Origin of the sequence: Mesorhizobium album (assembly GCF_033977205.1) — a bacterium.
GTDB lineage: Bacteria > Pseudomonadota > Alphaproteobacteria > Rhizobiales > Rhizobiaceae > Mesorhizobium > Mesorhizobium album.
Map to the genome: position 1 here is coordinate 166,427 of NZ_JAVIIW010000006.1, position 24,904 is coordinate 191,330.

A 24,904-nucleotide genomic window follows, 5' to 3' on the forward strand; every position below is an offset into this window, starting at 1 on the left:
GGCAATGCGATGGCGGCGCGCCCGCGGAGCTGGCTGGCAAAACAGCGAACAAGCGTGGGATGAGATGGCATTCGAGCGATCTGCGCCTTAAGAACGTGGCCTCAGCCGAATCCGGGAATCACTCTCAATGCAAAATTCGATGGCGAGCATTGCGGCGGAGGGGCACGATCCCAAGCGGCGCGTGCTGAAGGACGTGTTCGGCTTCGACGACTTTCGCCCCGGCCAGGCCGGCGTGATGGAGGCGCTGCTCTCCGGACGCCATGTGCTGGCCGTCATGCCGACGGGCGCCGGCAAGTCGCTCTGCTATCAGGTTCCGGCGCTTGTGCTCGGCGGGCTCACCATCGTCGTCTCGCCGCTGGTAGCGCTGATGCAGGACCAGGTCGCCGCGCTGCGGCTCGCCGGCGTCGCCGCCGACACGATCAACTCCTCGCTCGACCGCGACGCCAATGTCGCGGCATGGCGCCGGGTTGCGTCGGGCCAGACGCGTCTGCTCTATCTCGCGCCGGAGCGGCTGATGACCGAGCGGATGCTCGACGCGCTCGCCAGGCTCGACATCCGCCTGATCGCCATCGACGAGGCGCATTGCATCTCGCAATGGGGACCGGCGTTCCGGCGCGAATATGAGGACCTTGCACGGCTGCGCGACATCTTTCCGAAGGTGCCGATCATCGCGCTGACGGCGACGGCGGACGAGACGACGCGCACCGACATTTCGGCTCGGCTGTTTGCCGACCGCGTCGACACGCTGGTGCTGGGCTTCGACCGGCCGAACATCAGGCTCGCCATCGAGCCGAAGCAAGACAGCAAGCGCCAGCTGCTGCGCTTTGTAGAGCGCCATTCGGGGTGCAGCGGCATCGTCTATTGCCTGTCGCGCCGGAAGACCGAGGAGATGGCCGCCTTCCTCGAAAAGAACGGCGTCACCGCGCTCGCCTATCATGCCGGCATGAGCAAGGAGACGCGCGAGGCCAACCAGAACGCCTTCATGACGCTCTCCGGCGTCGTCATGGTGGCGACGATCGCCTTCGGCATGGGCATCGACAAGCCGGACGTCGCCTATGTCTTCCACACCGATCTGCCGGCGAGCCTCGAGGCCTACTACCAGGAGATCGGCCGCGCCGGCCGCGACGGCCGGCCGGCCGAGGCGCATATGCTCTATGGCCTCGGCGACATCCGCACACGTCGCCTGTTCATCGACGACGAAGACGCCTCGCCGGAGCATAAGCGGCGTTCGCATGGCCGGCTGGACGCCTTGATCGGCTATTGCGAGACGGCGCAATGCCGGCGCCAGGTGCTGCTTGGCTATTTCGGCGAAAGCGCCTCGCCTTGCGGCAATTGCGACAGCTGCCTCAGCCAAGCGCCGCGCGCGGACGGCAGCGCCGAGGCGCGGATCATCCTTTCGGCCATCGCACAAACCGGCGAGCGCTTCGGCGCCTCCCATGTCATCGACATCCTGCTCGGCCAGGAGACCGAGAAAGTGCTGACAAGGGGCCATCAAAGGCTTGCCAGCTTCGGCACAGGCGCGGCGCACAAGAGACCTGCATGGCTGTCGCTGATCCGCCAGCTCGTGGCCGGCGGGTTCCTGATGCCGGACCCGGACGGCTATGGCGGCCTTGCCATTTCCGAAAGCGGCCGCGCGCTCGGCCGCGGCGAGACTGCGTTCGAGTACCGCGTCGAGACGCGACACCGTTCCCTGCGCAACAAGGCGCGCTCGGCCCAGGGCGCAGCCGCGGCGGGCCCCGAAGATGTGGATGCCGCGCTGCTCGGGATGCTGAAGGCGCTGCGGCTGCGCCTCGCCAAGGAACGCCAGGTGCCGGCCTATGTCGTCTTCTCCGACCGAACGCTGATCGACATGGCCGAGCGCCGCCCGCGCGACCTCGATGCCTTCGCGCAAGTGAACGGCGTCGGCGAGGCCAAGCTCAGGGAATTCGGCGAGGTGTTCTTGAGCGCGATCGCGGCGCATGCTGCCGAATGACCGGGCGAGCCCGGTGCCTCAGCTCGCGAGGCAGCATTTCTTGAATTTCTTGCCGCTTCCACAAGGGCACGGATCGTTGCGTCCGACGTCGCGCCGGGGGTTTGTGACCGGTTTGGCGCTCGACCAAGCCAGGTCCGGCAAAGCGGGTTGCCAGCCTTCGTCGCCGTCAGGCTCGAAATCGTCCTCGTCAAGCTCGAAGTCGTCGCCCTCGGCAAAATCGAAATCGTCGTCTGGGCCGCGAGTCCAGTCCAGCGCCACGAGGACATCCTCGATGTAGCTCAGACTGGCGCGATCGAACCGGCCGATGTCGCCGGGTTCCTGCTCGGCCTCCTCCAGGTCGCTTTCGAAATCGCTGCGTTCAAGCACATCTTCCGGTATACGACCCTCTTCCCAGGCGCTGTAGACAAGCGGAACGAGGTCTCTCAGGGCGAGCATCGCGATCGCCTGCAGCCAGCCGACCCAGGCGTAATCCCAGTCGTCGGCCAGCCTCTCCCGGTAGAATCGCTCCAAGAAATGCCGTGTCCGGTCGCGCTCGATGCGACCGTCCCAGGTCAAAAAAGTCACCCCGCCAAACACCGCGTCGCGGATAAATTCGTCGACGGAGCGGTCGGCGATGATGCCGAACAGCGCGTCGCCATCGCCGTCGAATACGCCGGCGAGGATGCGCGACAAGGTTTCGGTTATGGTATCGCCAAGCAGACGGTAGGTTTCCTCCATGGGGCGGCGCAACAGGCGCAGCAAGGGTTGGCACGCCTGGCTGTCACGGGCGCCGCCAAGAATATGCAGGCCCCTGAAGACCAGCATCTCCTCATCGTCCGACAAAGCCTCTCCATCGGCTGCCCGTTCAAGGACCGCACGCAGCGGAGGTGCGGATTCCTCGATCCTGATCGTGCAGAGCCCGATTGAGACGTCCGGCACCTCGCGCTCGGTCGCCACGTCATGCAGATAGTCTTCTATCGGGCCAAGCTCGAAGTCGTCCCTGCCGCCGCCGAAGAGCTTTTCGACCTCTTCCTTCTTCATGTCGTCCTCATGCGTTCTTGGTCACCAAAGCTACGCCGGATCATTCGGCTTGCAAACGCTCATCAGGCGGATGCGTTTGGTACCACAATTCTACTTACCCACGCGTCGCGGCTAGAGGCATCTCACCCGGCGGTGTTTGATGCGGCGTGCGGCGGGGCAAAACTTTGTCAAATTATGCCATACTGGCAGGTGTATGGAGGCCGATATGGCGACAATGAACGTATCCTTGCCCGGTCCCATGAAAGAGTGAGTGGAGGCGCAGGCCGAAACCGGGCGTTACGCTAATGCGAGCGACTACGTGCGCGATCTTATCCGTAAAGATCAAGAACGGAACGACAAGATCGCAGCCATGCAGAGCTTTGTCGATGAGGTTTGAAGAGCGGGGTCGGCCGACGGTCTAAGGGTGAGCTTTTCGCGGTGGCGGTCAACCGAACAAAGGCGCCGCGCGGCAAGCGATAATGGGTTTCACCGCTTCGATTGCGTTCGATATTCAATAGTGCGCATAACCGCTCAAGGGACATCTCTGGGACGCGGGAACCTCGAAGGTGCCGTCAATGCCGCTGCAGGTGCGGTATCCGGACTTTCGCTGCGCCGGCTTGCCCGCCTTTTGCGTCGGCCGCGGATTGGCGGCTTCGCGTTGCTGTTCACGTCTCGGCTTCGCACGGACGACCGGCTGCGGCTTCTCAGTCTTTTGCGACGTGGCGCTTTCCTGCTTCTTCGCTTCCGCCTCTGACGCCCGCTGGGCGCGGTAGTTCTTCAGCGCGTCGTCCGTGTCGAGCTTCAGGCGAGCATATTGTTTTGGGGTCAGGAAGGTGGTCGGGGGCAGCCGGTTTTCTTGCTGCCACCGGCCGATGGCTTGGCGCGTCTTGATGCCGAAGTCGCCGTCGGCCTCGTCCAGGTCGTAGCCGATCGCCAGCAGCCTTTCCTGCAGCTCGATCTTTGCCTGACGATCGAGCCCGATCGCGCTTTCCGTCAGTTCGGTCCCGGCGTCGGAATCCGGATTGGCGGTCTCGGCCGGAGATTGCGCCACGGTGGCTGATCGCGACGCGTCGTTCTTGGTATTGGCGACGATCGGTGTATTGCCGACGGAGATCGGCGGCTTCTTCAACTGATCGATGTTGAGGCGGGCGAGATCCGCGAACGCCCCCCTGGGGAATTGCTGCAGATAGGCTTCGTAATGGGCAAGCGTGTTGCGCTTCGAGGCTTCGTCCCACACGCGCTGCTCGATTTCCCATCCGCGCGCATCCGCGCCTGGCGGCTCGGCCGGAGTCTCGGTTGCGGACGGCTGCGGAGCCGGCGCTGCGGGCGGCGGCGCCTGCGGGCCGATAAAGACCTCTCGGCCGAGCGAGGCATTATGCCAGGGCCGCTGCCGCCCATCCGTTTCGGCCGTCACCTCACCGCGAACGCGGGTCAGCGCGCTCTGGATTTCCACGCCCGGCTCGGCGAGATGCCTGGCCAGCGACATCGTGTAGGGGCTGTTGGCGCCATTGCCGTCGTAGGACACGGCGCCGGGATCGGTCGCAAAGGCGATCAGCACGCCACCGGTGCCGACTTCCGACCCGCTAACATCGATGGGCGCCAGGCCCGGCGCGGTGGTCGAGCGGCTCTTCGGCAAGGAAGCCGCCAGGGTCCTTGCCAGCGGATTGTCGCGGCAGGCATCGAGGATGACGATGCCGACGGCCGGGTCGGGCGGGAGAGCGGCGAGCAGCTCGTCCATCTGGACGGTCCGAGTCTTGAGATGCGCCGGAGCCGTAAGCTCGGCATCGATCGGGATGAGATAATTCTTGCCGTTCACCTGCATGCCGTGGCCGGCGTAGTAGATCAGCGCCGTATCGGCGTCGTAGGAGGCCTCGGTGAATTTGTTCAGCCGGTCGCGCATTCCGGCATAGTCGAGATCGACGCCCTCGATGACGTTGAACCCCGCCTTGCGCAGCACTTCGGCCATCAGCCGCGCATCGCCGGCCGGATTGGGAAGGGCGGGCGCGTAAACATACTTGCTGTTGCCGATGACCAGGGCGACCCGATTGTTGCCGGCGGCAAGGGCGCCTGCCTGCAGCAGATCGGCCGCTGCCAGGAAGAACAAACCAACAATGGCGGCCCAGAACTTCATCGCGCGCACTTTCAATCAAGTTGCGGCTTTGCTTGCTTGTTCCAGTCGCAATTTCACGTAGGGGATGCCCCTTCCATGAAATATATAACACATTAGCGGGGTTGAATGCGCATCCTGCTTCACACCGAGGATGCGGCAGCCGGTTTTTGCCACCGGCCGGTGGCTTGGCGCGTCTTGATGCCGAGGGTCTGGTGTGATGCCCGATACAAAAGCACCGCCACGGTGGCGTCAACCGGTTACACAGAGCAGGAAATATCCCCGGCCTTCTGGGAGTGGCGAGTCAGCGTCCCCAGAGGCTGCGTGGGCGTGTCGTCGGTTGGCTGTTAGCGCGGCGACCGGAACGCTCCACGCCTCGCGAGCGGGATAGCGAAATCTCGTGAAGGCAAGGTCAAGCTGCGTTCTCCGTTCTGTATCGGCGACGGGCGGAGACTGGGAGAGATGGGCACCATGCGCGTGGCGCATCTGGAAGTTGGCAGGACATGGACGCGGGGCGGCCCGCGTGCAGGCGCTTGGCCGGGCGGTGCAACACAGCGCCACCTCGCAGCGATCCTGGCTTGCGACGTGGTCGGCTATTCGCGGCTGACGGAGCGCGACGAGCGCGGCACGCTCGAGCGGCTGAAGATCTACCGCAAGGACCTCCTCGAACCGCTGGTCTCCGAGCATCAGGGTCGGATCGTCAAGCTCACCGGCGACGGCATGCTGTGCGAGTTCGCGAGCGTCGTTAACGCGGTGACCTCGGCGATGGCGATCCAGCAGGTCTTGGCAGAACACGAGGCGGAGACGCCCGAGGAAAAGCGAATTCGCTTCCGCATCGGCGTCAATCTCGGCGACGTGGTGTGCGAAGAGGACGGCGACCTCTACGGCGATGGGGTCAACATCGCCGCCCGCCTCGAAAGCATCGCCGATCCGGGCACCGTGGTCATCTCAGGCACCGCCTACGACCACCTTCAGGGCAAGCTCGACTGCGGCTTCACGCCGCTCGGCGACCTGCGCCTCAAGAACATCGAGCGGCCTGTGCGCGCCTACCGCGTCGAGACCGACGCCGACGCTTCGGTGGCTGCACCGCCTCCCCTGCCCGAGAAACCCTCGATCGCGGTTCTGCCTTTCACCAACATGAGCGGCGACCCCGACCAGGAATACTTCGCCGACGGGCTGGTGGAGGACATCATCACGGGATTGAGCCGGGTGAACTCCTTCTTCGTGATCGCCCGCAACTCGTCCTTCACCTACAAGGGCCGGGCGGTGGACCTGCGCCAGGTCGGGCGCGAACTGGGCGTCCACTACGTGCTCGAAGGCAGCATTCGCAGAGCAGGATCGCGGCTGCGCATCAGTGGGCAGTTAGTGGACGCGATCAGCGGACACCATGTCTGGGCCGGCCGCTTCGAGGGCGACGTGAGCGACATCTTCGACCTGCAGGACAAGGTGACCGAGAGCGTCGTCGGCGCTGTCGAGCCGAGCATCCAGCTGGAGGAGATCAAGCAGGCGCGCATGAAGCCGACCGACTACATCAGCGCCTACGACCTCTACCTTCGCGCGCTGCCGCGCTTCTACAGCATGACGCGCGAAGGCTTTGCCGACGTGCGCCGGCTCACGAACGAGGCGCTCAGCATCGACCCCGGCTTCAGCTTGGCGAAGGCACTCGGCGCCTATATCCGCAGCCTATCGGTGAGCCAGTGCTGGCACGAGCCCGACGATACCAGAGTCGCCGCGCGCATGGCGCGCGAGGTATTGGCGGAAGCGCGCGACGACCCCACGAGCCTACGCTTCGCCGCGCAGGTGATCGCCTATAGCGCGAAGGAGTACGAGATGGCGCTGGGCACGATCGAACGATCCCTGCTGCTCAACCCCAATTCGGCGCAGGGCCATACGGGCAGCGGCTGGGTGAACGCGCATTCCGGCCGCCCGCTGGTCGCGATCGAGCACTTTCACAGGGCGATGCGGCTGAGCCCGATCGACCCCGAGAAGGGCATCGCGCTCTCCGGCATCGGGATGAGCTACCTGATGCTCGAGCGCTACGAGGAAGCGCTGGCATGGGGAGAACGCGCGCTGCACGAGATGCCGAACTACGGCTCCTCGCACCGGGTGGTGATCATGGCGCTGGTCAAACTCAACCGGCTGGACGAAGCGCGAGCGGCGGCGCGGCGGTTGATGGAGGCGTTCCCGACCTACACGCTCACCCTGCAGAGGCAGATTAACCCTTGGCAGGACAAGGCGTTCGCCGAGCGTTACCTCGAGGCGCTGGGCATCTCCGGCGTGCCGGATTGATCATCGCGGTTGCAAGGGTGCCCTCTGCTGCGCGTCATGTCCGGAAGGATAGTTCTCTGGCCACCGCCAGTGAGGTTGGACCCAGTCTTTGCACGTGGCAGGGAACCTCGGCGCGTCAGTATCCCTCCAGTCCAATCGAGTTAAAAGGGTCCAAAAATCGCTGCACCAAGGTGATTTCGTTCCGGGCGGCCTTGCTCAAGGTGGCTTGATGGATTGGATGCTGGCCGCGCACGTAGAATGCAACTTTGTGTGCTAATATACGCTGCGTTCTTGGGCGGATACGATGGAGCAGGAAAGACTTCTAGCCGCAGTCCTCTTGGCTGATGTCGTGGGCAGCACGCCGCTCTATGAGCGCATCGGCGACGATGCCGCTCTGCAGCAGGTCTCGGATTGCCTCGACGCGATACGCGATATCGTCGCCCGGCACGGCGGTGATTTCATTCACTCGAAGGGCGATGACGTGCTCAGCCTGTTCGAGAGGCCAGAGGCGGCGCTGAGGGCCGTCTGCCAAATCAGCAGCCAACTGACGAGAGGGCCGTTGAGCGCCCGGATCGGATTGCATTTCGGGGCGATCATTCGCGCGCGGGGCGCGGTATTCGGTGACGTTGTCAATGTCACCGCAAGGCTGTCCACCACGGCCAACCCCGGGGAGGTGCTGATCAGCCAGAGCTTCTTCGAAGCGCTTTCCGCGGGCAGCCGCAATGCCTTGCGGCTCCTCGACAAAATGGCCTTCAAGGGGAAGCAGGAACTCTTCGATGTCTATACCCTGGGGAGCGACGATAGGCCCCTCAGTACGCACATCGCCAACCGGGGCACCATTATCGAAAGGCGCTCCGCGCCGCCGCCGCAGATCAACCTGGTGATCCGCTACGGAGATCAGTTGCGATCCTGCCGAAGCAACGAATTCGTGACGATCGGCCGATCTCCGGAATGCAATATCGTCGTCCAGAGGCCCTGGGTCTCAAGGCACCACGCGACCTTCACCATTTCGAATGGCAAGGCCTGGCTTATCGAGCGAAGCTCGTCGGGCACATTTGTGTCGACGGGACCCGACCATGAAGTATTCGTGCGCCGCGAAGATATTCTCCTCTTCGGCTCCGGAGTCATCTCGCCTGGGCGAAGATCGTCCCTCGGCGACGCCCAGATCCTTCACTACGAAATCATCTCAGGCTGACCCGGCATCCTGCTTCGCGCTGAGAGGAATTATTTTGCCGGACTCGTCCTGCGAAGCGCGCAGCGCGAAGAAGGATGGCGGAGAGGGAGGGACTCTAACCCAATTGCTGGCAACCGTTCCGCGGGCTTTCCCGCAGCTGCCCCGTCAGCGATACGTATCGGCGATACATAGCACGCTACATCCGGTTTGAGAGCCCGGAATTTGAAGGCGAGCGATAGGACGAGGTTGGACCTGTTCCGATACCTCCGATCCAACGCAGCCATGCTGCTGTTGCCGATATGCGCCGGGCACTTCGTACGAGCGTCTCCGCCGAGGTGGGCCACCTCAAATCCTGCCTAGAGTCCATAGGATCCTCCAACCAGAACGGCGTTTGCGGGAAGACATTTCCTTCGCCGCTACTCAAAGCCAGCTTACGCTCGGAGCAGTGTCAATGGCCGCTTTGTTCAGCATTTCGGCCGTTGGGTCCAAGCTTTGCACGGCCTGGAAGCAGACATCGTCTGCGAGTATCCGGACTGCCCGTAATTTCAGGCCACGTCCCGCCGAACTGGCTTGCGATCATCCGCCGCAAACACGGCGCTCGCCTCGCTGACGATTGAAACATGATCTCGGGCGGCCTTGCCGGCAGCTGCCGCGTCACCGCGCATGATCGCGGTGACGATCACATCATGCTCCTGCCAGGACTTAGCCAGCCGGCCTGGCAGCATGAACTGTGCGCGCCGGAACGGCGCCAGCCGGCTGCGGGTCGCCACGGTCAAATCATGGATATGCGTGTTGTGGGCGCCGCGATAGAGCCTGCTGTGGAACTCGGTGTTGAAATACTCATAGTCCTCCTCGGCGCCGAGCTGCACGAGCCGCGCCGAGGCCTGATGCTCGATCTCCAGCGAGCGGCGCTCGCCGCCAGTCATGCGTTCCGCCGAGAAGCGCGCGCAGATCGCTTCCAGCTCGGCCATGCTCTCGAACATCGAGGCGAGGTGATCCTGTGTGATCACCGCGACGATGGCGCCCCGGTTGGGCCGTCTTTCGACCAGCCCCATGGCGCTCAAATGGCCGAGTGCCTCCCGGACGGGTGTGCGCGAGACGTCGAAACGGGCGGCGAGCGAGACCTCGTCAAGCCTCTCGCCGGGGCGCAGATAGCCGGTGACGATGCGGTCCGCGATCGCCCTCACCATCTGATCCACGGTCGTGCCCGACCTGACCAAGCGCTTTCCCGACACGTCTCCTCCCGTCCAGTTTTATTGCGGTCAGGCCCGCGACCTGGACGGCTCGCGGGCTGATTTCGACTCAGGCTGCACCTCTGTATGCCTAGATTTTGACCTCCATGTCAAATTGGTCATTCTTCAGGCATAAACTGCATGCACTTGCCTTGCGTTTATGCAGATCTGCTAAAGGCACTTGTTGATTTTATTACAGAAATTATCGCCGTGGAACTGGCATAGCGATTGCATGCACTTTCTTGACGCGACATCAACCGACCCCGAACCGGGTCCAAGAAGGGGAGCATTCGAATGACCAACAGATTCATGCTTAGCCGCCGCAATCTGCTCAAGACCTCTGCCGCCGGAGCGGCGCTCGGCCTGGCCTCGGCGGTCTTTCCGATCCGCGCGGCGCGCGCTGCGTCCGCGACCGTCGGCTTCATCTATGTCGGCCCGAAGGACGACTATGGCTACAACCAGGCGCATGCCGAAGGGGCCGCGTCGCTGAAGGGCATCGAGGGCATTTCCATCGTCGAGGAAGAGAACGTCCCCGAGACGGTCGACGTGCAGAAAACGATGGAATCGATGATCAATCTCGACGGCGCCTCGCTGATCTTTCCGACCTCCTTCGGTTATTTCGATCCGCACATGCTCGCCATGTGCGCGAAGTTCCCCGACGTGCAGTTCCGCCATTGCGGCGGCATGTGGAACAAGGACAAGCATCCGATGAACGCCGGTTCCTATTTCGGCTATATCGGCATGGGCCAGTACCTCAACGGCGTCGTCGCCGGTCACACCACCAAGTCGAAGAAGCTCGGCTTCGTCGCCGCCAAGCCGATCCCGCAGGTCTTGCTCAACATCAATTCCTTCCTGCTCGGCGCGCGTTCGGTCGATCCGGCAATCACCTGCCAGGTCATCTTCACCGGCGAATGGTCGCTGGCGGTCAAGGAGGCCGAGGCCACCAACGCGCTGGTCGACCAGGGCGCCGACGTCATCACTTGCCATGTCGACAGCCCGAAGGTGGTGGTCGAGACGGCAGCCGGTCGTGGCGCCTTCGTCTGCGGCTATCACGCCAATCAGAGCCCGCTGGCGCCGGAGAAATACCTGACCGGCGCGGAATGGAACTGGGCCAAGGTCTACAAGATGTTCGTCGACGACCTCGTCGCCGGCAAGCCTCTGCCGAACTTCACGCGCGGTGGACTGGCCGACGGCTTCGTCAAGATGAGCCCGCTCGGCCCCGCCGTCGGCGAAGCGGCGCGCAAGCAGTTCGACGCCACGCTGGCGGAAATGATGAAAGGCGGCTTCTCCGTCATCAAGGGCCCATTGAAGAGCAACAAGGGCGCCGTCGTTGCCACCGAAGGCCAAGCCTTTGTCGAGACCGCCATAGAGCTCGAAAGCATGGACTATCTCGTCGAGGGCGTCGTCGGCTCGACGGCCTGAGCGGGCCGCGGGAGACGGGACATGACGGATACGATGAGCAGCCCGACCGTGCGGACCATCCTCGATGCAAGGGGATATCGGGCGGCGCTCGAATGGATCGCCAGGCGGGCAGAAGCCTTCGTCATTCCGCTCGCCGCGCTGGTCGCCGGCATGGTGCTGTTCAGCCTGTTCATTGCGTTGGTCGGCAAGTCGCCGGTCCAGCTCTACCAGACGATGTGGCGGGGCGGCTTCGGGTCCTGGTTCTCGATCCAGAACTCGCTGTCGCGGGGCGCGCCGCTCCTGCTCGCGGCGCTCTGCGTGGCGCTGCCCGCGCGCCTTGGCCTGGTCGTCATCGGCGGCGAGGGCGCGATCGTGCTCGGCGGCGTCGCCGCTGCCGCCATCGGCGTCGCCCTGAACGGCGCTCCGTCCTTTCTCGTAATCCTCCTCATGGGCGTGGGGGGCGCGGCCGCCGGCGGCATCTGGATAGGTGCCGTCGGCGCGCTGCGCCATTACCGGGCCGTCAACGAAACCATCTCCAGCCTGCTGATGGCCTACATCGCGATTGCCCTGATGAACCATCTGGTGGAAGGGCCGCTGCGCGACCCGGCCTCGCTCAACAAGCCGTCGACCCAGCCGCTGGCCGACATCTACCGTGTCGGCAACATCCCGGGCATGGAAGTTCATTGGGGCCTCCTCGTCGGCGTTCTCGCTTGCGTGCTCTCCTGGCTGCTCATCGAGAAGACTCGCTGGGGCTTCGCTGCCCGCATCGCCGGCGGCAATGTCAGGGCGGCACAGGTGCAGGGCCTTGCCGTCGGTCCTTTGATTGTCGGCTTCACCGCGCTGGCAGGCGGCTTCGCCGGCCTTGCCGGCATGCTTGAGGTCGCAGCCGTGCAAGGCAACGCCAACGGCTCGCTTGCCGCCGGCTACGGCTATACCGGCATTCTGGTCGCCTTCCTCGCGCGCCACAATCCGATCGCCATTATCCCCGTCGCCTTCCTGCTTGGCGGCATCGACGCGTCCGGCGGCCTGATCCAGCGCCGCATGGACCTGCCCGATGCGACCGTGCTGGTGCTGCAGGGCATGCTCTTCATCGTCATCCTGTTCAGCGAGACCTTCTACGGCCGCTTCAAGCTCTTCAACCCCGATCTCTGGCAGAGGAGCACCTGATGGAGACGACCGACATCGGGCTGTGGGGCGTCCCGCTCGCCATGCTGGGCGGCGCCATCCGCGTCTCCACCCCCTTTATCTTCGTCTCGCTCGGGGAAGCCATCACCGAGCGCTCGGGCCGCATCAATCTTGGCCTCGAAGGCACGCTGGTGTTCGGCGCCATGACCGCCTATGCGGTAGCGGTGATGACCGGCTCGCCCTGGCTCGGCCTGCTGGCCGCGGCAGTCGCCGGGCTGTGCTTCGGTCTCTTCCATGGCTGGATCTGCAAATTCCCGAAGGTCAACGACATCGCCATCGGCATCGCCCTGATGCTGTTCGGCACGGGCCTCGCTTTCTTCTTCGGCAAGCCGTTCATCCAGCCCTCGGCGCCTGACCTGCCGGCGATCCCCTTCGGCGCCTGGTCCGACATCCCGCAGGTGCAGGCTGCGCTCAACGTCAACGTGCTGTTCCTGATCGGCGCTGCGCTCGCCGTCTTTCTCTGGTGGGCTTTTCGCAACACCCGTATCGGCCTGATCGTACGCGTGGTCGGCGACAGCGCCGATGCCGCGCGCGCGATGGGCCTCAACCCGAACGCGGTGCGTCTGCTCGCGACCGGCGTCGGCGGCGCGCTGGCCGGCATCGGCGGCGCCTATCTGTCGCTCTACTATCCCGGCAGCTGGACCGAGCGCATCTCCTCCGGCCAAGGATTGATGGCGGTGGCGCTGGTCATCTTCGCCCGCTGGAATCCGCTCGGCTGTTTTGCCGCCGCGCTGCTGTTCGGCGGCGCAGGCGCCCTTGGACCGGCGCTGCAGTCGGTGGGCATCACGCAAGGCTACTATCTCTTCTACGCCGCGCCCTACATCCTCACCCTCATCATCATGATCGCCACCTCGTCGCCGAGCCGCACGCTCGCCGGCGCGCCCGGCGAACTCTCGATCACCAAGTGACCGTCGCCCAGGAACCGCTCGCGAGACCGGAGTTGTTGCCATGAACGCCAGAGCTGAGATCACCCAGCGCTACATCGACGCCGATCCCTATCCCTGGCCCTATAACGGCGATCTGAGGCCGGATAACACGGCACTGATCATCATCGACATGCAGACCGACTTCTGCGGGCCGGGCGGCTATGTCGACCATATGGGCTACGACCTGTCGCTGGTCAGAGCGCCGATCGAGCCGATCAAGGCAGTGCTCGCTGCCATGCGGGCGAAGGGCTACACCATTATCCACACCCGCGAGGGCCACCGGCCCGACCTCGCCGACCTGCCCGCCAACAAGCGCTGGCGCTCGCGCCGCATCAATGCCGGGATCGGCGACCCAGGGCCATGCGGGCGCATCCTGGTGCGCGGCGAGCCGGGCTGGGACATCATCCCCGACCTTTATCCGGCCGAGGGCGAGCCGATCATCGACAAGCCCGGCAAGGGCTCGTTCTGCGCCACTGATCTCGAGCTGATCCTCAACCGGCGCGGCATCGAGAACATCGTGCTCACCGGCATCACCACCGATGTCTGCGTGCACACCACCATGCGCGAGGCCAACGACCGAGGCTTCGAATGCTTGATGCTGGAGGATTGCTGCGGAGCGACCGACTACGGCAACCATCTGGCGGCGATCAAGATGATCAAGATGCAGGGCGGTGTCTTCGGTGCCGTCTCGAATTCCACGGCGCTCGTCGCCCAGCTGCCGTGAGGAGCCGGCGATGAGCGGAACTCCCCACGGCAAGGCGATCGGCCTCGAGACCATCGGCATGACCATGCGCTTCGGCGCCTTCACGGCGCTCCACGACGTCTCCATCAAGGTGCCTGCAGGCTCCTTTCATGCGCTGCTCGGCGAGAACGGCGCCGGCAAGTCGACGCTGGTCAAATGCATGATGGGTTTCTACCAGCCGACGTCGGGCGACATGCTGGTCGATGGGCAAGAGGTCGCGATCGCCAGCCCCAGGGATGCCTCGGCGCTCGGCCTCGGCATGGTCTATCAGCATTTCACGCTCGTCCCTTCGCTGACGGGCGCCGAGAACCTGGTCATCTCGCGCGAGAAGGTGCCGGGCGTCATCGAGTGGCGCAAGGAGCGCGGCGCGCTTGCCCAATTCATGCAGCGCATGCCCTTCAAGCTGCCGCTCGACGTCAAGGTGGCCGAGCTCGCCGCCGGCGAGAAGCAAAAGCTGGAGATCATCAAGCAGCTTTATCTCGGCCGCAATTTCCTGGTGCTGGACGAGCCGACATCCGTGCTCACCCCGGGCGAGGCGCAGGAAGTGCTCGGCCTGGTGCGCAGCATGACGAAGGCCGGCGAGCTCACCGTGCTGATGATCTCGCATAAGTTCCACGAGGTCACGGCATTCGCCGACGACATCACGGTACTGCGCAAGGGTAAGCTCACCGGAACCGGGAGAGTGTCCGATCTTTCACATAGAGAGATGGCGGCAATGATGATCGGCGACCAGCCGATCGCGGCGCTCGACAGCCGCGCCGAGCCGAAGCCGGACGCCGAGATCGTGCTCAAGGTGAGCGCGCTGAAGGCGCCCGACCGCACGGGTCTCAAATCGATCAACATCGCCGACCTCTGCGTGCGCTCCGGCGAGATCGTCGGCATCGCCGGCATCTCGGGCAACGGCCAGAAGGAGTTCATGGAAGTGTTGGCCGGCCAGCGCCCCCGTGATCAGGGCGAAGTCGTGGTTCGCGGTGCCGCCTATGCGGCGACGCGCGCCGAGGCGCGCGCGCTCAATGTGCGCCTCATTCCCGAGGAGCCGCTGAAGAATGCGTGCGCAGCGAGGATGACGGTGGCCGAGAACATCGCCTTCCGCACCTTCGACGTGGACGGCAATGGCAGGCCGGTGAGCTGGATCAGCGCCGGCGCTATCAAATCCTTCAGCGCCCGGCTCGTCGAGCAGTTCAAGGTCAAGACTGCATCGCTCTCGTCGCCAATTGCTTCGCTGTCGGGCGGCAATGTGCAGCGCGCGGTGCTTGCCCGCGAGCTGACTGGCGAGGTCGACCTGCTGGTCGTCTCCAACCCGTGCTTCGGCCTCGACTTCTCCGCCGTCGCCGAAATCCGCGCCCGCATCATGAAGGCGCGCAACGCGGGGGCCGCGGTGCTCCTGATGTCCGAAGACCTCGACGAGCTGCTGGAGCTCTCCGACCGCATCCTCGTCATGTCCGACGGCGCGCTCGTCTACGAGACGCCGATCGCCCAGGCCAGCGTGCAGACAATTGGCGAGCATATGGCGGGGCACCATTGATGGCGGAAATCGAAGCGCAGCCCTTCGCCTTTGCCTTCAAGCCCGAGACGACGGCTCTTATCGTCATCGACATGCAGCGCGACTTCACTGAGCCGGGCGGTTTCGGTGCCAGCCTCGGCAACGACGTCAGCCGGATCACGGCAATCGTGCCGACGGTGAAGAGGCTGATCGAGGGCTTTCGCACCGCCGGCCTGCCGGTGATCCATACCATGGAGTGCCACCGGCCCGACCTGTCGGACCTGCCACCCGCCAAGCGCGACCGCGGCAATCCCTCGATCCGCATCGGCGATGTCGGCCCGATGGGCCGCGTGCTGATCGCCGGCGAGCCCGGCACCGCGATCCTTGACGAGCTCGCGCCTTTGCCTGGCGAGACCGTCATCGAGAAGCCCGGCAAAGGCGCCTTCTACGCAACCGGCCTCGGCGATGACCTGAAACGGATCGGCGCCCGTCAGCTGGTCTTCGCCGGCGTGACGACAGAGGTTTGCGTGCAGACGACGATGCGCGAAGCCAACGACCGCGGTTATGAATGCCTAGTCGCCGAGGATGCGACGGAAAGCTACTTTCCCGAATTCAAGGCGGCCGCGCTCGCTATGATCAGGGCGCAAGGCGCGATCGTCGGTTGGACGGCGACGACGGATCAGGTGCTTGAAGGAATAGCGAATGCCTAATCTTGCCTTTGCCGGCCTTGTCGACGGTGGCTGGCGCGATCTGGCGTTCGAACCTTTCCGCGACGGCGTCACGGCGCATTGGCTGCTCAAGGGCGGGCCGGTCGAACCGTCCGTCGCGGTGCTGCAATACCAGCCGGGCGCCGGGGTGCCGCGCCACCGCCATGCCGGGCTGGAGACCATCGTGGTGCTGGACGGCACCCAGAGCGATGAGAACGGGAACTATCCGGCGGGCAGCGTGATCCTCAATCCGGTCGGCACAGAGCACTCGGTATGGACGAAAGGCGGCTGCGTCGTGCTGATCCAGTGGGATCTGCCAGTGGTCATTCTGGGGGAGACGAAATGAGCGACATCCGCTTCGACATCGGCAGCCTGCACGCGGCCTACGAGGCCGGCACCGGCATAGCCAAGGTGATCGATACGGCACTGGCTCGCATCGAGGCGGCTGACGACCCGGGCATCTTCATCCACCTTGCGACGAGAGCTGAATTGCTGGCGCAGGCCGAAGCGCTGGGCCTTTTCGATCCGGTCGCCAAGCCGCTCTGGGGCATACCCTTCGCGGTCAAGGACAACATCGACGTCGCCGGCATGCCGACCACGGCCGCCTGCGCCGAATATGCTTACGTGCCCACCAAAGATGCGACCGTCGTGGCAAAGCTCAGGGCCGCGGGCGCACTCGTCCTCGGCAAGACCAATCTCGACCAGTTCGCCACCGGCCTTGTCGGGGTGCGCACACCCTGGCCGATCCCGAGGAATGCGATCGATCCGAAGCTGGTGCCGGGCGGCTCCTCCTCCGGCTCGGCGGTGGCGACGGCGCGCGGCATCGTCTCCTTTGCGCTAGGCACCGACACCGCCGGCTCCGGGCGCATTCCGGCCGGTCTCAACAACATCGTCGGGCTGAAGCCGACCGTCGGCGCGCTGTCAACTACAGGCGTGGTGCCGGCCTGCCGGACGCTCGACTGCGTCTCGGTATTCGCGCTGAGCGTCGATGACGCCTATGCGGTGTTTGGCGCCGCCACCGGCTTCGATCCATCCGATCCGTATTCGAGGTCGGTGTCCACTTCTCCGCTAGGGCCCCGCCCGCCAACTCTGACCGTCGGCGTTCCAGCAAGCGCGGACCGGAAATTCTTCGGCGATGCCTCGATGCAGGTTGGCTTCGAGACAGCCCTGGCCGCACTGGAGACCCTGGGCGCCAGGCTTGTCGAGATACCGTTCAGCGACTTCTACGCCACAGCCGACCTCCTCTACGAAGGCGCCTGGGTGGCGGAACGCTACGCAGCCATCCTCGATTTCTTCGAGGCCAACGAAGCGGCACTCCATCCGGTGACGCGCAAGATCATCGGCAGCGCCAGAAACCTGTCTGCGGCCGACGCCTTCCGCGGGCTCTATGCCTTGCAGGCCTACAAAGCGCGGCTCGCCCCGGTCATCGCTTCCGTCGATCTGTTCTGCGTGCCGACCGCGCCGACCCACTACACGGTCGATGCCGTGCTCGCAGATCCGATCGCCACCAACAGCCGCCTCGGCACCTACACCAATTTCGTCAATCTTCTCGACATGTGCGGCATTGCCGTGCCTACCGGTACGCGCGATGACGGCCTGCCGATGGGCGTGACGCTGCTTGCGGCCGCCGGACTGGACGGACTTGTGGCGTCAGTCGCGCGCGATCTCCATGCCGCGAGCGGTCTCACCCTCGGCGCGACGGGATGGCGTCAACCCATCGCGCAGCCTGTCTCCGCAGCGGCGGCGGACGGTTCGATCGAACTTGTCGTGGTCGGCGCTCACCTCTCGGGAATGCCGCTCAATGGCCAGCTCAAGGAGGCCGGTGCCCGGTTCTGCCGGGCGACGAGGACGGCCTCATCATATAAGCTCTTTGAGCTCGCGGGCCAGGCCACGCCCAAGCCGGGACTTGTCCGCGTGGGGAACGGCGGCACTGCGATCGAGGTAGAGGTTTGGCGGCTACCTGCCGACGCTTTTGGCCACTTCGTCGCCGCCATCCCGCCGCCGCTGGGCATCGGTAGTATAGAGCTTGATGACGGAAGCACCGCCAAGGGCTTCCTGGTGGAATCCGTGGGCTTGCTAGGCGCCTCTGATATCTCGTCATTCGGTGGCTGGCGCCGCTTTCTGTCGGATCGCGTTCCCGCTTGAGCACTTCGTCAACGGTGTTTGCGAAAAGCAAGGACAGCTCAGGAACCCCGAGGCAGGTTGAACGTCTGATATCTTCGCTTCGAGGGTGGAAAGCTGCCATTACCTCCGGCCCCAATGCTGCAGAACTGCTTCGCGCCCGAGATCGGACTTTCACATAGGTCGCAGGTGTTCGGGTTGACCCAATTCGGATGAACGGTTTGCGTTCCCTCACGCCTAGCTTACGATCCAAATGGATTGCCGATTGCCCACTATGCAGCGGGACCTAGTCGTTCGACAATGAGCGGGCCATGTCGAGAAACGCGCGCACCAGCTTGCCGCCGCTGCGCTCGCGCAGGCAGATCAAGGCTTCGTCCATCAGCGTCTCGGGCGCATCGATCGAGATCGGAGCCAGCCGGGAATCATGACCGAACTCACCTGCTCGAAGCTCTCACGGGCAAGCGCAGCCAAAAGTTCGGCCCGCACCCGCGCCTGTCTCGCCGTCAGCGCACCGAGCCCGATCCGAAGGATGCGGGCAGGCGAACCGCCGACGTCTTCGGGCATCCTGATCTGGAAAAGATAAACGGATCCTGACCGGACCAGGTAGCGGCCTGGCGAGCGGCCCTTGCCATTTCCTGAAACAGGCAAATGCTGCCTCTCCATGATCGCGCTGGAGAGCTCATCCCGCGATACGTCTGGCGATACACTGCGCGACACGTCCACCTCGAAACTCCCTTGCGCGGAGCCGCGGGAAATCATTTCCTGAGGCGGATCAGGCGTTTGCCAAAATTGGGTGAGAGTTCCCTGGAAATTGGCGGAGAGGGAGGGATTCGAACCCCCGATACCCTTGCGAGTATGCCGCATTTCGAGTGCGGTGCATTCGACCACTCTGCCACCTCTCCGCGAGGTCATGGTCGGCCGTTGCCGGCGCGGCGCACTAGATAACGGCTGACTGCCGCAGTTACAAGGCCTTATTCCACCGATTTTCCGGCTTCTGTGGAGCGCGATGGTTTGAGCTTGCCGGCAGCGGGCTCGGCATGACTTTGCCGTTTGCACCGCGCTTCGTGTCGCCGGTCAAATCAGGGCGGTCGGCACAAGCTGCAGTCCCGCCGCAGTATCGGGCGCTGCCCCAGGGGCATTGCAGCCTCCTTAAAGCCGGGCCCATTGCCTTGACTTCCGCGCAACCTTCGGTTAGGGACAGCCCGCATCCGGCGTGGGGGCTTCTCCGCGCCGCTTGTTTTTTGAACCCGCAGACTGACAAAAAGACGGCCGAACCGCTTGAGGCGGCTCATCAAGGCCGACCGAACAGCGAAAGGCAAAAAATGTTCGCAGTCATTAAAACGGGCGGCAAGCAGTACCGCGTCGCCGCCAACGATCTGCTCAAGATCGAGAAAGTCGAAGCCAAGATCGGCGATATCGTCGAGATTGGCCAGGTGCTCGCGCATGGCGAGGGCGGGAATGTCACCTTCGGCGCGCCGTTCGTCGATGGCGCCATGGTCACGGCGGAAGTCGTCGAGCAGGGCAAGAACCGCACCGTCATCGCTTTCAAGAAGCGCCGCCGCCAGAATTCGCGCCGCCGGATCGGCCACCGCCAGCTTCTGACCACCGTCAGGATCTCCGAGATCCTCTTGGGTGGCGCCAAGCCGTCGAAGAAGGCCGCCGCGAAGGCCGAAGCCAAGGCTGAAGCCGCCGCCGAGGCGAAGGCAGAGGCCGCTCCGAAGGAGGCCAAGGCCAAGAAGGAAGCCAAGGCAGAGGCTTCGAGCGAAGAGGCCAAGGTTGCGCCGCTGTTCAAGGCGCCGAAGGGCGAGCCGGATGACCTCACCGTCATCAAGGGCATCGGCCCGGTCGCGGCGAAGGATCTCGCCGAGCAGGGCATCGTCACCTTCGCGCAGCTCGCCAAGCTCACCGACAAGGATGTCGCCAAGATCGACGAGCACATGCCGTTCGGCGCCGACCAGATCAAGGACTGGCGCGAGCAGGCCAAGGAACTGGCGAAGAAGTGAGACGATAAGACAGGCCGGCGATAATCGTCGCCGGTACGCACTTGAAACGGAACGCGAACGCGTTCATAAGACCATTCAAGCGCCTCACGGCGCATCGGAGTTAGTTAGATGGCACACAAGAAAGCTGGCGGTTCGTCGCGCAACGGTCGCGACTCGCACTCCAAGCGGCTCGGCGTGAAGAAGTTCGGCGGCGAAGCCGTGGTTGCCGGCAACATCATCATCCGTCAACGCGGCACGCAATGGCATCCGGGCACCAACGTTGGCATGGGCACGGATCACACCCTTTTTGCGCTCGAAGCAGGCGCAGTCGCCTTCAACAAGAAAGCCAACGGCCGAACCTACGTGTCGGTAAACCCGATTACCAAAGCAGCGGAGTAGCCGGTTCCGCACCATAACACCGGCGCCCATCTCGGGAACCGGTGTCTGGCCAGGCCAGGAAAAGGATCAGGAGAGATGGGCTTCCATCTCTCCTTTTTCATTTTTCTTTGCCCTGGAGGACTAAATGGTTGCCGAAGCGGAAGACACCGAAGACGAAAGTTACGCGATCGATTGCCCGGCGCTCGCCACCGAGCGCCTGGTCATGCGCGCCCCGCGCGAGGGCGATCTCGAGCAACTGGTGGCGCTCGCCGACAACCGTCACGTCGCCGAGATGCTGGCCCGCATGCCGCATCCCTACGGCGAGGCCGAAGCCAGAGCCTTCCTCGCCATGGCAGCCTCCCGCCGCGCCGGCATCGTCTATGCGCTGACGCTTGCCGGAACCGGCACCTTCGTCGGCTGCGCAGGGCTCAACACCACCGATCGCGGCCTGGAGCTCGGCTACTGGATCGGCGAGCCCTACTGGAAGCGCGGCTATGCGACGGAGGCCGCGCATGCGCTGGTCGACCTCGCCTTCCAGAAGACCTCGATCCAGGTGCTGCATGCCTCGACCAGGGTGATCAATCCGGCTTCGCGCCGGGTCATCCACAAGTGCGGCTTCCAGTATGCCGGCCAGGGCATGCTGAACTCGATCGTCGCCGGCCAGGTGCCGGTCGAGCGCTACCGCCTGGACCGCAAGACCTGGACGAGTCTGCGCAACTGGGTGCATTTTTAGGCGTGTTGAAATTTCAGGTGAAGCCGGTCTGCAAATGCCGGTTTCCTGCGCTTCCGGTGCTCACGTACTTCAAGTACGCTCCGCTCCGGTTCTCGGAAACCGTCATTTTCGACTCGGCCTGACCTGAATTGCAACACGCCCAGGTGCCGAGTGTTGAAGGTCGAAAACCGGCTCAGCCGAGCTCGACCCAGACCGGCAGGTGATCGGAGCCGGCCGCTTCGCTGTCGACCCACAGGCGCTTCAGCGATCTGGCGAGCGAGGCGCTGGTGAAGACGTAGTCGATGCATTTGTGGCGGCCGGCATCGTCGGGCCGCTTCGGATCGACCCAGGTGACGAGGCCGGAAGCGCCAAGGCGCTGGGCAGCGTCGACGGCGAGATCGGCGGTCAGCGGCATGCCGAATTCGTGGTCCGTGCGGCCGGCGAGTTCGACATATTCGGGCGAACCAGGCAGCATGTTGAAGTCGCCCATGACGATGAACGCTTCCGGATAGGGCAGGTCCGGCAGGCCGATCTCGGGAATGCCGGAAAGCCCGCCGCCTTCCAGCGCGTAGTTCAAAAGGCGCTGGCGCAGGAAGCAGATCTGGCTCTGGCGTTCGACCGGGCTGCGGTGGTCGAGGTGGGTGGAGTAGAAGCGGACGAAGCCGAGCGGCGTCTCGATCAGCGCCTCGAGCGCGCCGCGCTGGAAGTTCATCGCCTCGAGGCTGCGGCTGCGCGGCAAAAGGAGATTGCGCGACAGATGAATGGGCGTCTTCGACAGCACCATGTTGCCGAGCTGGAAGGTTCGGGTCACGGCGCGGCCAGCGTCGAGGCGCGAGCCGACATTGACCTCGAAATTGCTGCCATAGGCGGCGAAGTAGTCCGGCAGCGCCTCGCCGATCTCGGCTACCATGTCGCGGTCGCCATTGCGCGGATTGTTGCGCGTGACTTCCTGCAACGCGATCACGTCGGCGCCGCGCACCGCGTCGGCGATGCGGTCGACACCGTAGCGACCGTCGAGGCCGATGCCGTACTGGATGTTGTAGGTGACGATCTTCATTCCCGCGCCTCTCAGTCTCGCCCGCAAACAGTGCTACCGCGTCCTTGGCCTAAAGCATGTCTCCCGAAAGTGGGAACCGGTTTCGGGACAATGACATGCGTAAAATCAAAAAACTAAAGCGCACGGAGCGAATCTGAAAGATCGCGACGCGCTTTAAGGGCACCCGGCGTTTTAGTCGCAAAACGGGCCTCGCCCTTGGCCCCGCCTTGGTTTAGAGCAATCCGCAAGCTCAATAGCAGAAACTTGAAAATCCGATGAAATTCCTCGACCAGGCCAGGGTTTACATACGTTCCGGCGACGGCGGCGCCGGGTCGATGTCGTTCCGCCGCGAGAAATTCATCGAGTTCGGCGGGCCGGACGGCGGCGACGGCGGCCGCGGCGGCGATGTCTGGGTTGAAGCGGTCGACGGGTTGAACACGCTGATCGACTACCGCTACCAGCAGCATTTCAAGGCCAAGACGGGCATGCACGGCATGGGCCGTAACATGACCGGCGCCAAGGGCGCCGACGTGACGCTGAAGGTGCCGGCCGGCACCCAGGTGTTTGCGGAGGACAATGAGACGCTGATCTGCGACCTCACCGAGGTCGGCCAGCGTTTCCTGCTCGCCAAGGGCGGCAATGGCGGCTTCGGCAACCAGCATTTCAAGACCTCGACCAACCAGGCGCCGCGCCGCGCCAATCCGGGCCAGCCCGGCGAGGAGATGAGCATCTGGCTGCGGCTGAAGCTGATCGCGGATGCCGGCCTCGTCGGCCTGCCCAATGCCGGCAAGTCGACGTTTCTTGCCGCCGTCACCGCCGCCAAGCCCAAGATCGCCGAGTATCCCTTCACCACGCTCTATCCCGGCCTCGGCGTCGCCCGTATCGACGGCCGCGAATTCGTGCTGGCCGACATCCCCGGCCTGATCGAGGGCGCGCATGAGGGCGTCGGCATCGGCGACCGTTTCCTCGGCCATGTCGAGCGCACCCGCGTGCTGCTCCACCTCGTCTCGGCGCTGGAGGAGAACCCTGGCAAGGCCTACAAGACCGTGCGCGCCGAGCTCGAGGCGTACGGCCATGGGCTGACCGACAAGGTCGAGATCGTCGCGCTCTCCCAGATCGACATCCTCGATGCGGACGCCCGCAAGAAGAAGGCGGCCTCGCTGAAGCGCGCCGCCGGTCGCGCGCCGATGCTTCTGTCGGCTGCCACCGGCGAAGGCGTCGAGGCCGTGCTGCGCGCGCTGATGGCAGTGGTCGCCGAGGCGCGCGACGCCGTCCCCGCTCCTGTCGACACGCGCTGGCAGCAAAATCTATGAAATCGCTGAAATCATACCGGCGCATCACCGTGAAGATCGGCTCGGCGCTGCTGGTCGACCGCGCGAGCGGCTTGAAGCGCGACTGGCTGACCTCTTTAGCCGACGACATCGCGGTGCTCGCCGATGCCGGCGCGGAGGTGCTGGTCGTCTCCTCGGGCGCCATTGCGCTCGGCCGCACCATCCTCGAGCTCGGCAAGCGCGCGCTGAAGCTCGAGGAAAGCCAGGCCGCTGCCGCCGTCGGCCAGATCGCGCTTGCCGGCGCATGGTCGGACGCGCTCGGCAAGAACGGGCTGAAATCAGGCCAGATCCTTCTGACCCTCGGCGATACAGAGGAGCGCCGGCGCTACCTGAACGCACGCGCCACGATCTCGACCTTGCTCAAGATGAAGGCGGTGCCGGTCATCAACGAGAACGACACGGTGGCGACATCGGAAATCCGCTATGGCGACAACGACCGGCTGGCGGCGCGCGTGGCGACCATGATGGGCGCCGATCTCCTGGTGCTGCTCTCCGACATCGACGGGCTCTACACGGCACCGCCGGCCAAGGACCCCCAGGCGAAATTCATCCCGGTGGTCGACCGCATCACCCCTGACATCGAGGCGATGGCGGGAGCGGCCGCGTCGGAGCTCTCGCGCGGCGGCATGCGGACAAAGCTCGATGCCGGCAAGATCGCCAACGCCGCCGGCACGGCGATGATCATCACCGCCGGCACGCGGCTGTCGCCGCTGATGGCGATCGAGCGCGGCGAGCGCGCCACCTTCTTCCGGCCGAGCCCCAATCCGGTGAAGGGCTACAAAACCTGGATCGCCGGACAGCTCGAGCCGGCCGGCCGGCTCACCGTCGATTCCGGCGCCGTCGGCGCGCTGAAGTCGGGCAAGTCGCTGCTGCCGGCCGGCGTCAAGCTGGTCAGCGGCAATTTCTCGCGCGGCGATACGGTAGCAATCCTGTCGCCCGAGGGTCGTGAGATCGCGCGCGGGCTGGTTGCCTATGATGCCGCCGATGCCGTAAGGATCGCGGGTTTGAAGACGACCGAGATCGAAAACGTGCTCGGCTATGAGGCGCGCTCGGCGATGATCCATCGCGACGACCTTGTGATAAGCCAATCCAGTGATCAAGTATTGGCGGGCGACCAAGTATTGACCGGCGACGAATGACCCGGCGGA

At 64.4% G+C, this 24,904-nt stretch carries 21 protein-coding genes, 1 tRNA gene and 2 pseudogenes; 17 read left to right on the forward strand and 7 right to left on the reverse strand.

Annotated features, from left to right (window positions below):
• The first annotated feature begins 127 nt into the window (after positions 1-127).
• A complete protein-coding gene (gene recQ, locus RFN28_RS07615; protein ID WP_320286754.1) occupies positions 128-1,972 on the forward strand; it encodes a DNA helicase RecQ in 1,845 nt (614 codons plus the stop codon).
• A gap of 18 nt (positions 1,973-1,990) precedes the next feature.
• Here the strand turns inward: recQ and RFN28_RS07620 are convergent, their stop codons facing one another.
• Positions 1,991-2,908 (reverse strand): DUF1186 domain-containing protein, encoded by a 918-nt coding sequence (locus RFN28_RS07620; protein WP_320286755.1) that lies wholly within the window; start codon positions 2,906-2,908, stop codon positions 1,991-1,993.
• 334 nt (positions 2,909-3,242) lie between these two features.
• Here RFN28_RS07620 and RFN28_RS07625 point away from each other — a divergent pair.
• Positions 3,243-3,451 (forward strand): annotated as a pseudogene (locus RFN28_RS07625) (ribbon-helix-helix domain-containing protein).
• 31 nt (positions 3,452-3,482) lie between these two features.
• Here the strand turns inward: RFN28_RS07625 and RFN28_RS07630 are convergent.
• Positions 3,483-5,102, reverse strand: coding sequence for a caspase family protein (locus tag RFN28_RS07630; protein WP_320286756.1), 1,620 nt, complete (start codon positions 5,100-5,102; stop codon positions 3,483-3,485).
• A 438-nt stretch (positions 5,103-5,540) separates the two neighbouring features.
• Here RFN28_RS07630 and RFN28_RS07635 point away from each other — a divergent pair, with 438 nt between their 5' ends.
• Together RFN28_RS07635 and RFN28_RS07640 are read left to right on the forward strand one after the other, a co-directional pair.
• Positions 5,541-7,367 (forward strand): adenylate/guanylate cyclase domain-containing protein, encoded by a 1,827-nt coding sequence (locus RFN28_RS07635; protein ID WP_320286757.1) that lies wholly within the window; start codon positions 5,541-5,543, stop codon positions 7,365-7,367.
• 283 nt (positions 7,368-7,650) lie between these two features.
• Positions 7,651-8,541: an FHA domain-containing protein gene (locus tag RFN28_RS07640; protein WP_320286758.1), complete on the forward strand. Its 891-nt coding sequence runs from the start codon at positions 7,651-7,653 to the stop codon at positions 8,539-8,541.
• Between the two features lie 524 nt (positions 8,542-9,065).
• Here the strand turns inward: RFN28_RS07640 and RFN28_RS07645 are convergent.
• Positions 9,066-9,710, reverse strand: coding sequence for a GntR family transcriptional regulator (locus tag RFN28_RS07645; RefSeq protein ID WP_320286802.1), 645 nt, complete (start codon positions 9,708-9,710; stop codon positions 9,066-9,068).
• Between the two features lie 336 nt (positions 9,711-10,046).
• On the opposite strand from RFN28_RS07645, the gene RFN28_RS07650 reads away from it, so the two are divergent.
• From RFN28_RS07650 to atzF, 8 genes are read left to right on the forward strand one after another with little or no spacing between them, the layout of a single operon-like run.
• Positions 10,047-11,174, forward strand: a complete 1,128-nt coding sequence (locus RFN28_RS07650) for a BMP family ABC transporter substrate-binding protein (RefSeq protein WP_320286759.1) — start codon at positions 10,047-10,049, stop codon at positions 11,172-11,174.
• Positions 11,175-11,195: 21 nt separating this feature from the next.
• The gene (locus RFN28_RS07655) at positions 11,196-12,320 is read left to right on the forward strand and encodes an ABC transporter permease (protein ID WP_430677466.1); all 1,125 of its coding nucleotides are present in this window, start codon (positions 11,196-11,198) and stop codon (positions 12,318-12,320) included.
• Positions 12,320-13,246 carry an ABC transporter permease gene (locus RFN28_RS07660; protein WP_320286760.1) on the forward strand — a complete coding sequence of 309 codons (927 nt, stop codon included), beginning with the start codon at positions 12,320-12,322 and terminating at the stop codon, positions 13,244-13,246. The genes RFN28_RS07655 and RFN28_RS07660 overlap by 1 nt, the downstream gene beginning before the upstream one ends.
• Before the next feature lie 40 nt (positions 13,247-13,286).
• On the forward strand, positions 13,287-13,988 hold the full coding sequence (gene biuH / locus RFN28_RS07665; RefSeq protein ID WP_320286761.1) for a biuret amidohydrolase: 702 nt from the start codon (positions 13,287-13,289) through the stop codon (positions 13,986-13,988).
• Between the two features lie 10 nt (positions 13,989-13,998).
• Positions 13,999-15,531 carry an ABC transporter ATP-binding protein gene (locus RFN28_RS07670; protein ID WP_320286762.1) on the forward strand — a complete coding sequence of 511 codons (1,533 nt, stop codon included), beginning with the start codon at positions 13,999-14,001 and terminating at the stop codon, positions 15,529-15,531.
• Positions 15,531-16,199 (forward strand): cysteine hydrolase family protein, encoded by a 669-nt coding sequence (locus RFN28_RS07675; RefSeq protein WP_320286763.1) that lies wholly within the window; start codon positions 15,531-15,533, stop codon positions 16,197-16,199. The genes RFN28_RS07670 and RFN28_RS07675 overlap by 1 nt, the downstream gene beginning before the upstream one ends.
• Positions 16,192-16,542, forward strand: coding sequence for a cupin domain-containing protein (locus tag RFN28_RS07680; protein ID WP_320286764.1), 351 nt, complete (start codon positions 16,192-16,194; stop codon positions 16,540-16,542). The genes RFN28_RS07675 and RFN28_RS07680 overlap by 8 nt, the downstream gene beginning before the upstream one ends.
• The gene (gene atzF, locus RFN28_RS07685; protein WP_320286765.1) at positions 16,539-18,341 is read left to right on the forward strand and encodes an allophanate hydrolase; all 1,803 of its coding nucleotides are present in this window, start codon (positions 16,539-16,541) and stop codon (positions 18,339-18,341) included. The genes RFN28_RS07680 and atzF overlap by 4 nt, the downstream gene beginning before the upstream one ends.
• Positions 18,342-18,603: 262 nt before the next feature.
• On the opposite strand, the pseudogene RFN28_RS07690 reads toward atzF, so the two are convergent.
• The 3 genes and pseudogenes from RFN28_RS07690 to RFN28_RS07700 form a co-directional block, all read right to left on the reverse strand.
• Positions 18,604-18,759 (reverse strand): annotated as a pseudogene (locus RFN28_RS07690) (LysR family transcriptional regulator); the annotation flags it as partial.
• Complete coding sequence (locus RFN28_RS07695; protein WP_320286766.1) at positions 18,696-19,040, reverse strand: hypothetical protein; 345 nt, start codon at positions 19,038-19,040, stop codon at positions 18,696-18,698. The pseudogene RFN28_RS07690 and the gene RFN28_RS07695, both read right to left, overlap by 64 nt.
• 89 nt (positions 19,041-19,129) lie before the next feature.
• Positions 19,130-19,219, reverse strand: a tRNA-Ser gene (locus RFN28_RS07700).
• 420 nt (positions 19,220-19,639) lie between these two features.
• Here RFN28_RS07700 and RFN28_RS07705 point away from each other — a divergent pair.
• The 3 genes from RFN28_RS07705 (at position 19,640) to RFN28_RS07715 (ending at position 21,410) form a co-directional block, all read left to right on the forward strand.
• Complete coding sequence (locus RFN28_RS07705; protein ID WP_320286767.1) at positions 19,640-20,320, forward strand: 50S ribosomal protein L21; 681 nt, start codon at positions 19,640-19,642, stop codon at positions 20,318-20,320.
• A 108-nt stretch (positions 20,321-20,428) separates the two neighbouring features.
• On the forward strand, positions 20,429-20,698 hold the full coding sequence (gene rpmA, locus RFN28_RS07710; protein ID WP_059189273.1) for a 50S ribosomal protein L27: 270 nt from the start codon (positions 20,429-20,431) through the stop codon (positions 20,696-20,698).
• A 124-nt stretch (positions 20,699-20,822) separates the two neighbouring features.
• Entirely contained in the window at positions 20,823-21,410 is a 588-nt protein-coding gene (locus RFN28_RS07715) for a GNAT family N-acetyltransferase (RefSeq protein ID WP_320286768.1), read from the forward strand.
• A 172-nt stretch (positions 21,411-21,582) separates the two neighbouring features.
• Here the strand turns inward: RFN28_RS07715 and RFN28_RS07720 are convergent, their stop codons facing one another.
• Positions 21,583-22,446 (reverse strand): endonuclease/exonuclease/phosphatase family protein, encoded by an 864-nt coding sequence (locus RFN28_RS07720; RefSeq protein WP_320286769.1) that lies wholly within the window; start codon positions 22,444-22,446, stop codon positions 21,583-21,585.
• A gap of 254 nt (positions 22,447-22,700) precedes the next feature.
• Between RFN28_RS07720 and obgE the strand changes: the two genes are divergently transcribed.
• Both obgE and proB read left to right on the forward strand, forming a co-directional pair.
• On the forward strand, positions 22,701-23,738 hold the full coding sequence (gene obgE / locus RFN28_RS07725) for a GTPase ObgE (RefSeq protein WP_320286770.1): 1,038 nt from the start codon (positions 22,701-22,703) through the stop codon (positions 23,736-23,738).
• Entirely contained in the window at positions 23,735-24,895 is a 1,161-nt protein-coding gene (gene proB / locus RFN28_RS07730; RefSeq protein ID WP_320286771.1) for a glutamate 5-kinase, read from the forward strand. The genes obgE and proB overlap by 4 nt, the downstream gene beginning before the upstream one ends.
• The last annotated feature ends 9 nt before the right edge of the window (positions 24,896-24,904 follow it).

Bases quoted from the DNA above. Each gene is read 5' to 3' on its own strand.
- RFN28_RS07675 (WP_320286763.1), top strand. From the start codon at position 15,531: ATGGCGGAAATCGAAGCGCAGCCCTTCGCCTTTGCCTTCAAGCCCGAG.
- RFN28_RS07655 (WP_430677466.1), top strand. From the start codon at position 11,196: ATGACGGATACGATGAGCAGCCCGACCGTGCGGACCATCCTCGATGCA.
- RFN28_RS07715 (WP_320286768.1), top strand. From the start codon at position 20,823: ATGGTTGCCGAAGCGGAAGACACCGAAGACGAAAGTTACGCGATCGAT.
- RFN28_RS07680 (WP_320286764.1), top strand. From the start codon at position 16,192: ATGCCTAATCTTGCCTTTGCCGGCCTTGTCGACGGTGGCTGGCGCGAT.
- RFN28_RS07670 (WP_320286762.1), top strand. From the start codon at position 13,999: ATGAGCGGAACTCCCCACGGCAAGGCGATCGGCCTCGAGACCATCGGC.
- biuH (WP_320286761.1), top strand. From the start codon at position 13,287: ATGAACGCCAGAGCTGAGATCACCCAGCGCTACATCGACGCCGATCCC.
- RFN28_RS07645 (WP_320286802.1), bottom strand. From the start codon at position 9,710: ATGGTGAGGGCGATCGCGGACCGCATCGTCACCGGCTATCTGCGCCCC.
- RFN28_RS07720 (WP_320286769.1), bottom strand. From the start codon at position 22,446: ATGAAGATCGTCACCTACAACATCCAGTACGGCATCGGCCTCGACGGT.
- RFN28_RS07650 (WP_320286759.1), top strand. From the start codon at position 10,047: ATGACCAACAGATTCATGCTTAGCCGCCGCAATCTGCTCAAGACCTCT.
- recQ (WP_320286754.1), top strand. From the start codon at position 128: ATGCAAAATTCGATGGCGAGCATTGCGGCGGAGGGGCACGATCCCAAG.
- obgE (WP_320286770.1), top strand. From the start codon at position 22,701: ATGAAATTCCTCGACCAGGCCAGGGTTTACATACGTTCCGGCGACGGC.
- atzF (WP_320286765.1), top strand. From the start codon at position 16,539: ATGAGCGACATCCGCTTCGACATCGGCAGCCTGCACGCGGCCTACGAG.
- RFN28_RS07660 (WP_320286760.1), top strand. From the start codon at position 12,320: ATGGAGACGACCGACATCGGGCTGTGGGGCGTCCCGCTCGCCATGCTG.
- RFN28_RS07640 (WP_320286758.1), top strand. From the start codon at position 7,651: ATGGAGCAGGAAAGACTTCTAGCCGCAGTCCTCTTGGCTGATGTCGTG.
- RFN28_RS07705 (WP_320286767.1), top strand. From the start codon at position 19,640: ATGTTCGCAGTCATTAAAACGGGCGGCAAGCAGTACCGCGTCGCCGCC.
- RFN28_RS07630 (WP_320286756.1), bottom strand. From the start codon at position 5,102: ATGAAGTTCTGGGCCGCCATTGTTGGTTTGTTCTTCCTGGCAGCGGCC.
- rpmA (WP_059189273.1), top strand. From the start codon at position 20,429: ATGGCACACAAGAAAGCTGGCGGTTCGTCGCGCAACGGTCGCGACTCG.
- proB (WP_320286771.1), top strand. From the start codon at position 23,735: ATGAAATCGCTGAAATCATACCGGCGCATCACCGTGAAGATCGGCTCG.
- RFN28_RS07635 (WP_320286757.1), top strand. From the start codon at position 5,541: ATGGGCACCATGCGCGTGGCGCATCTGGAAGTTGGCAGGACATGGACG.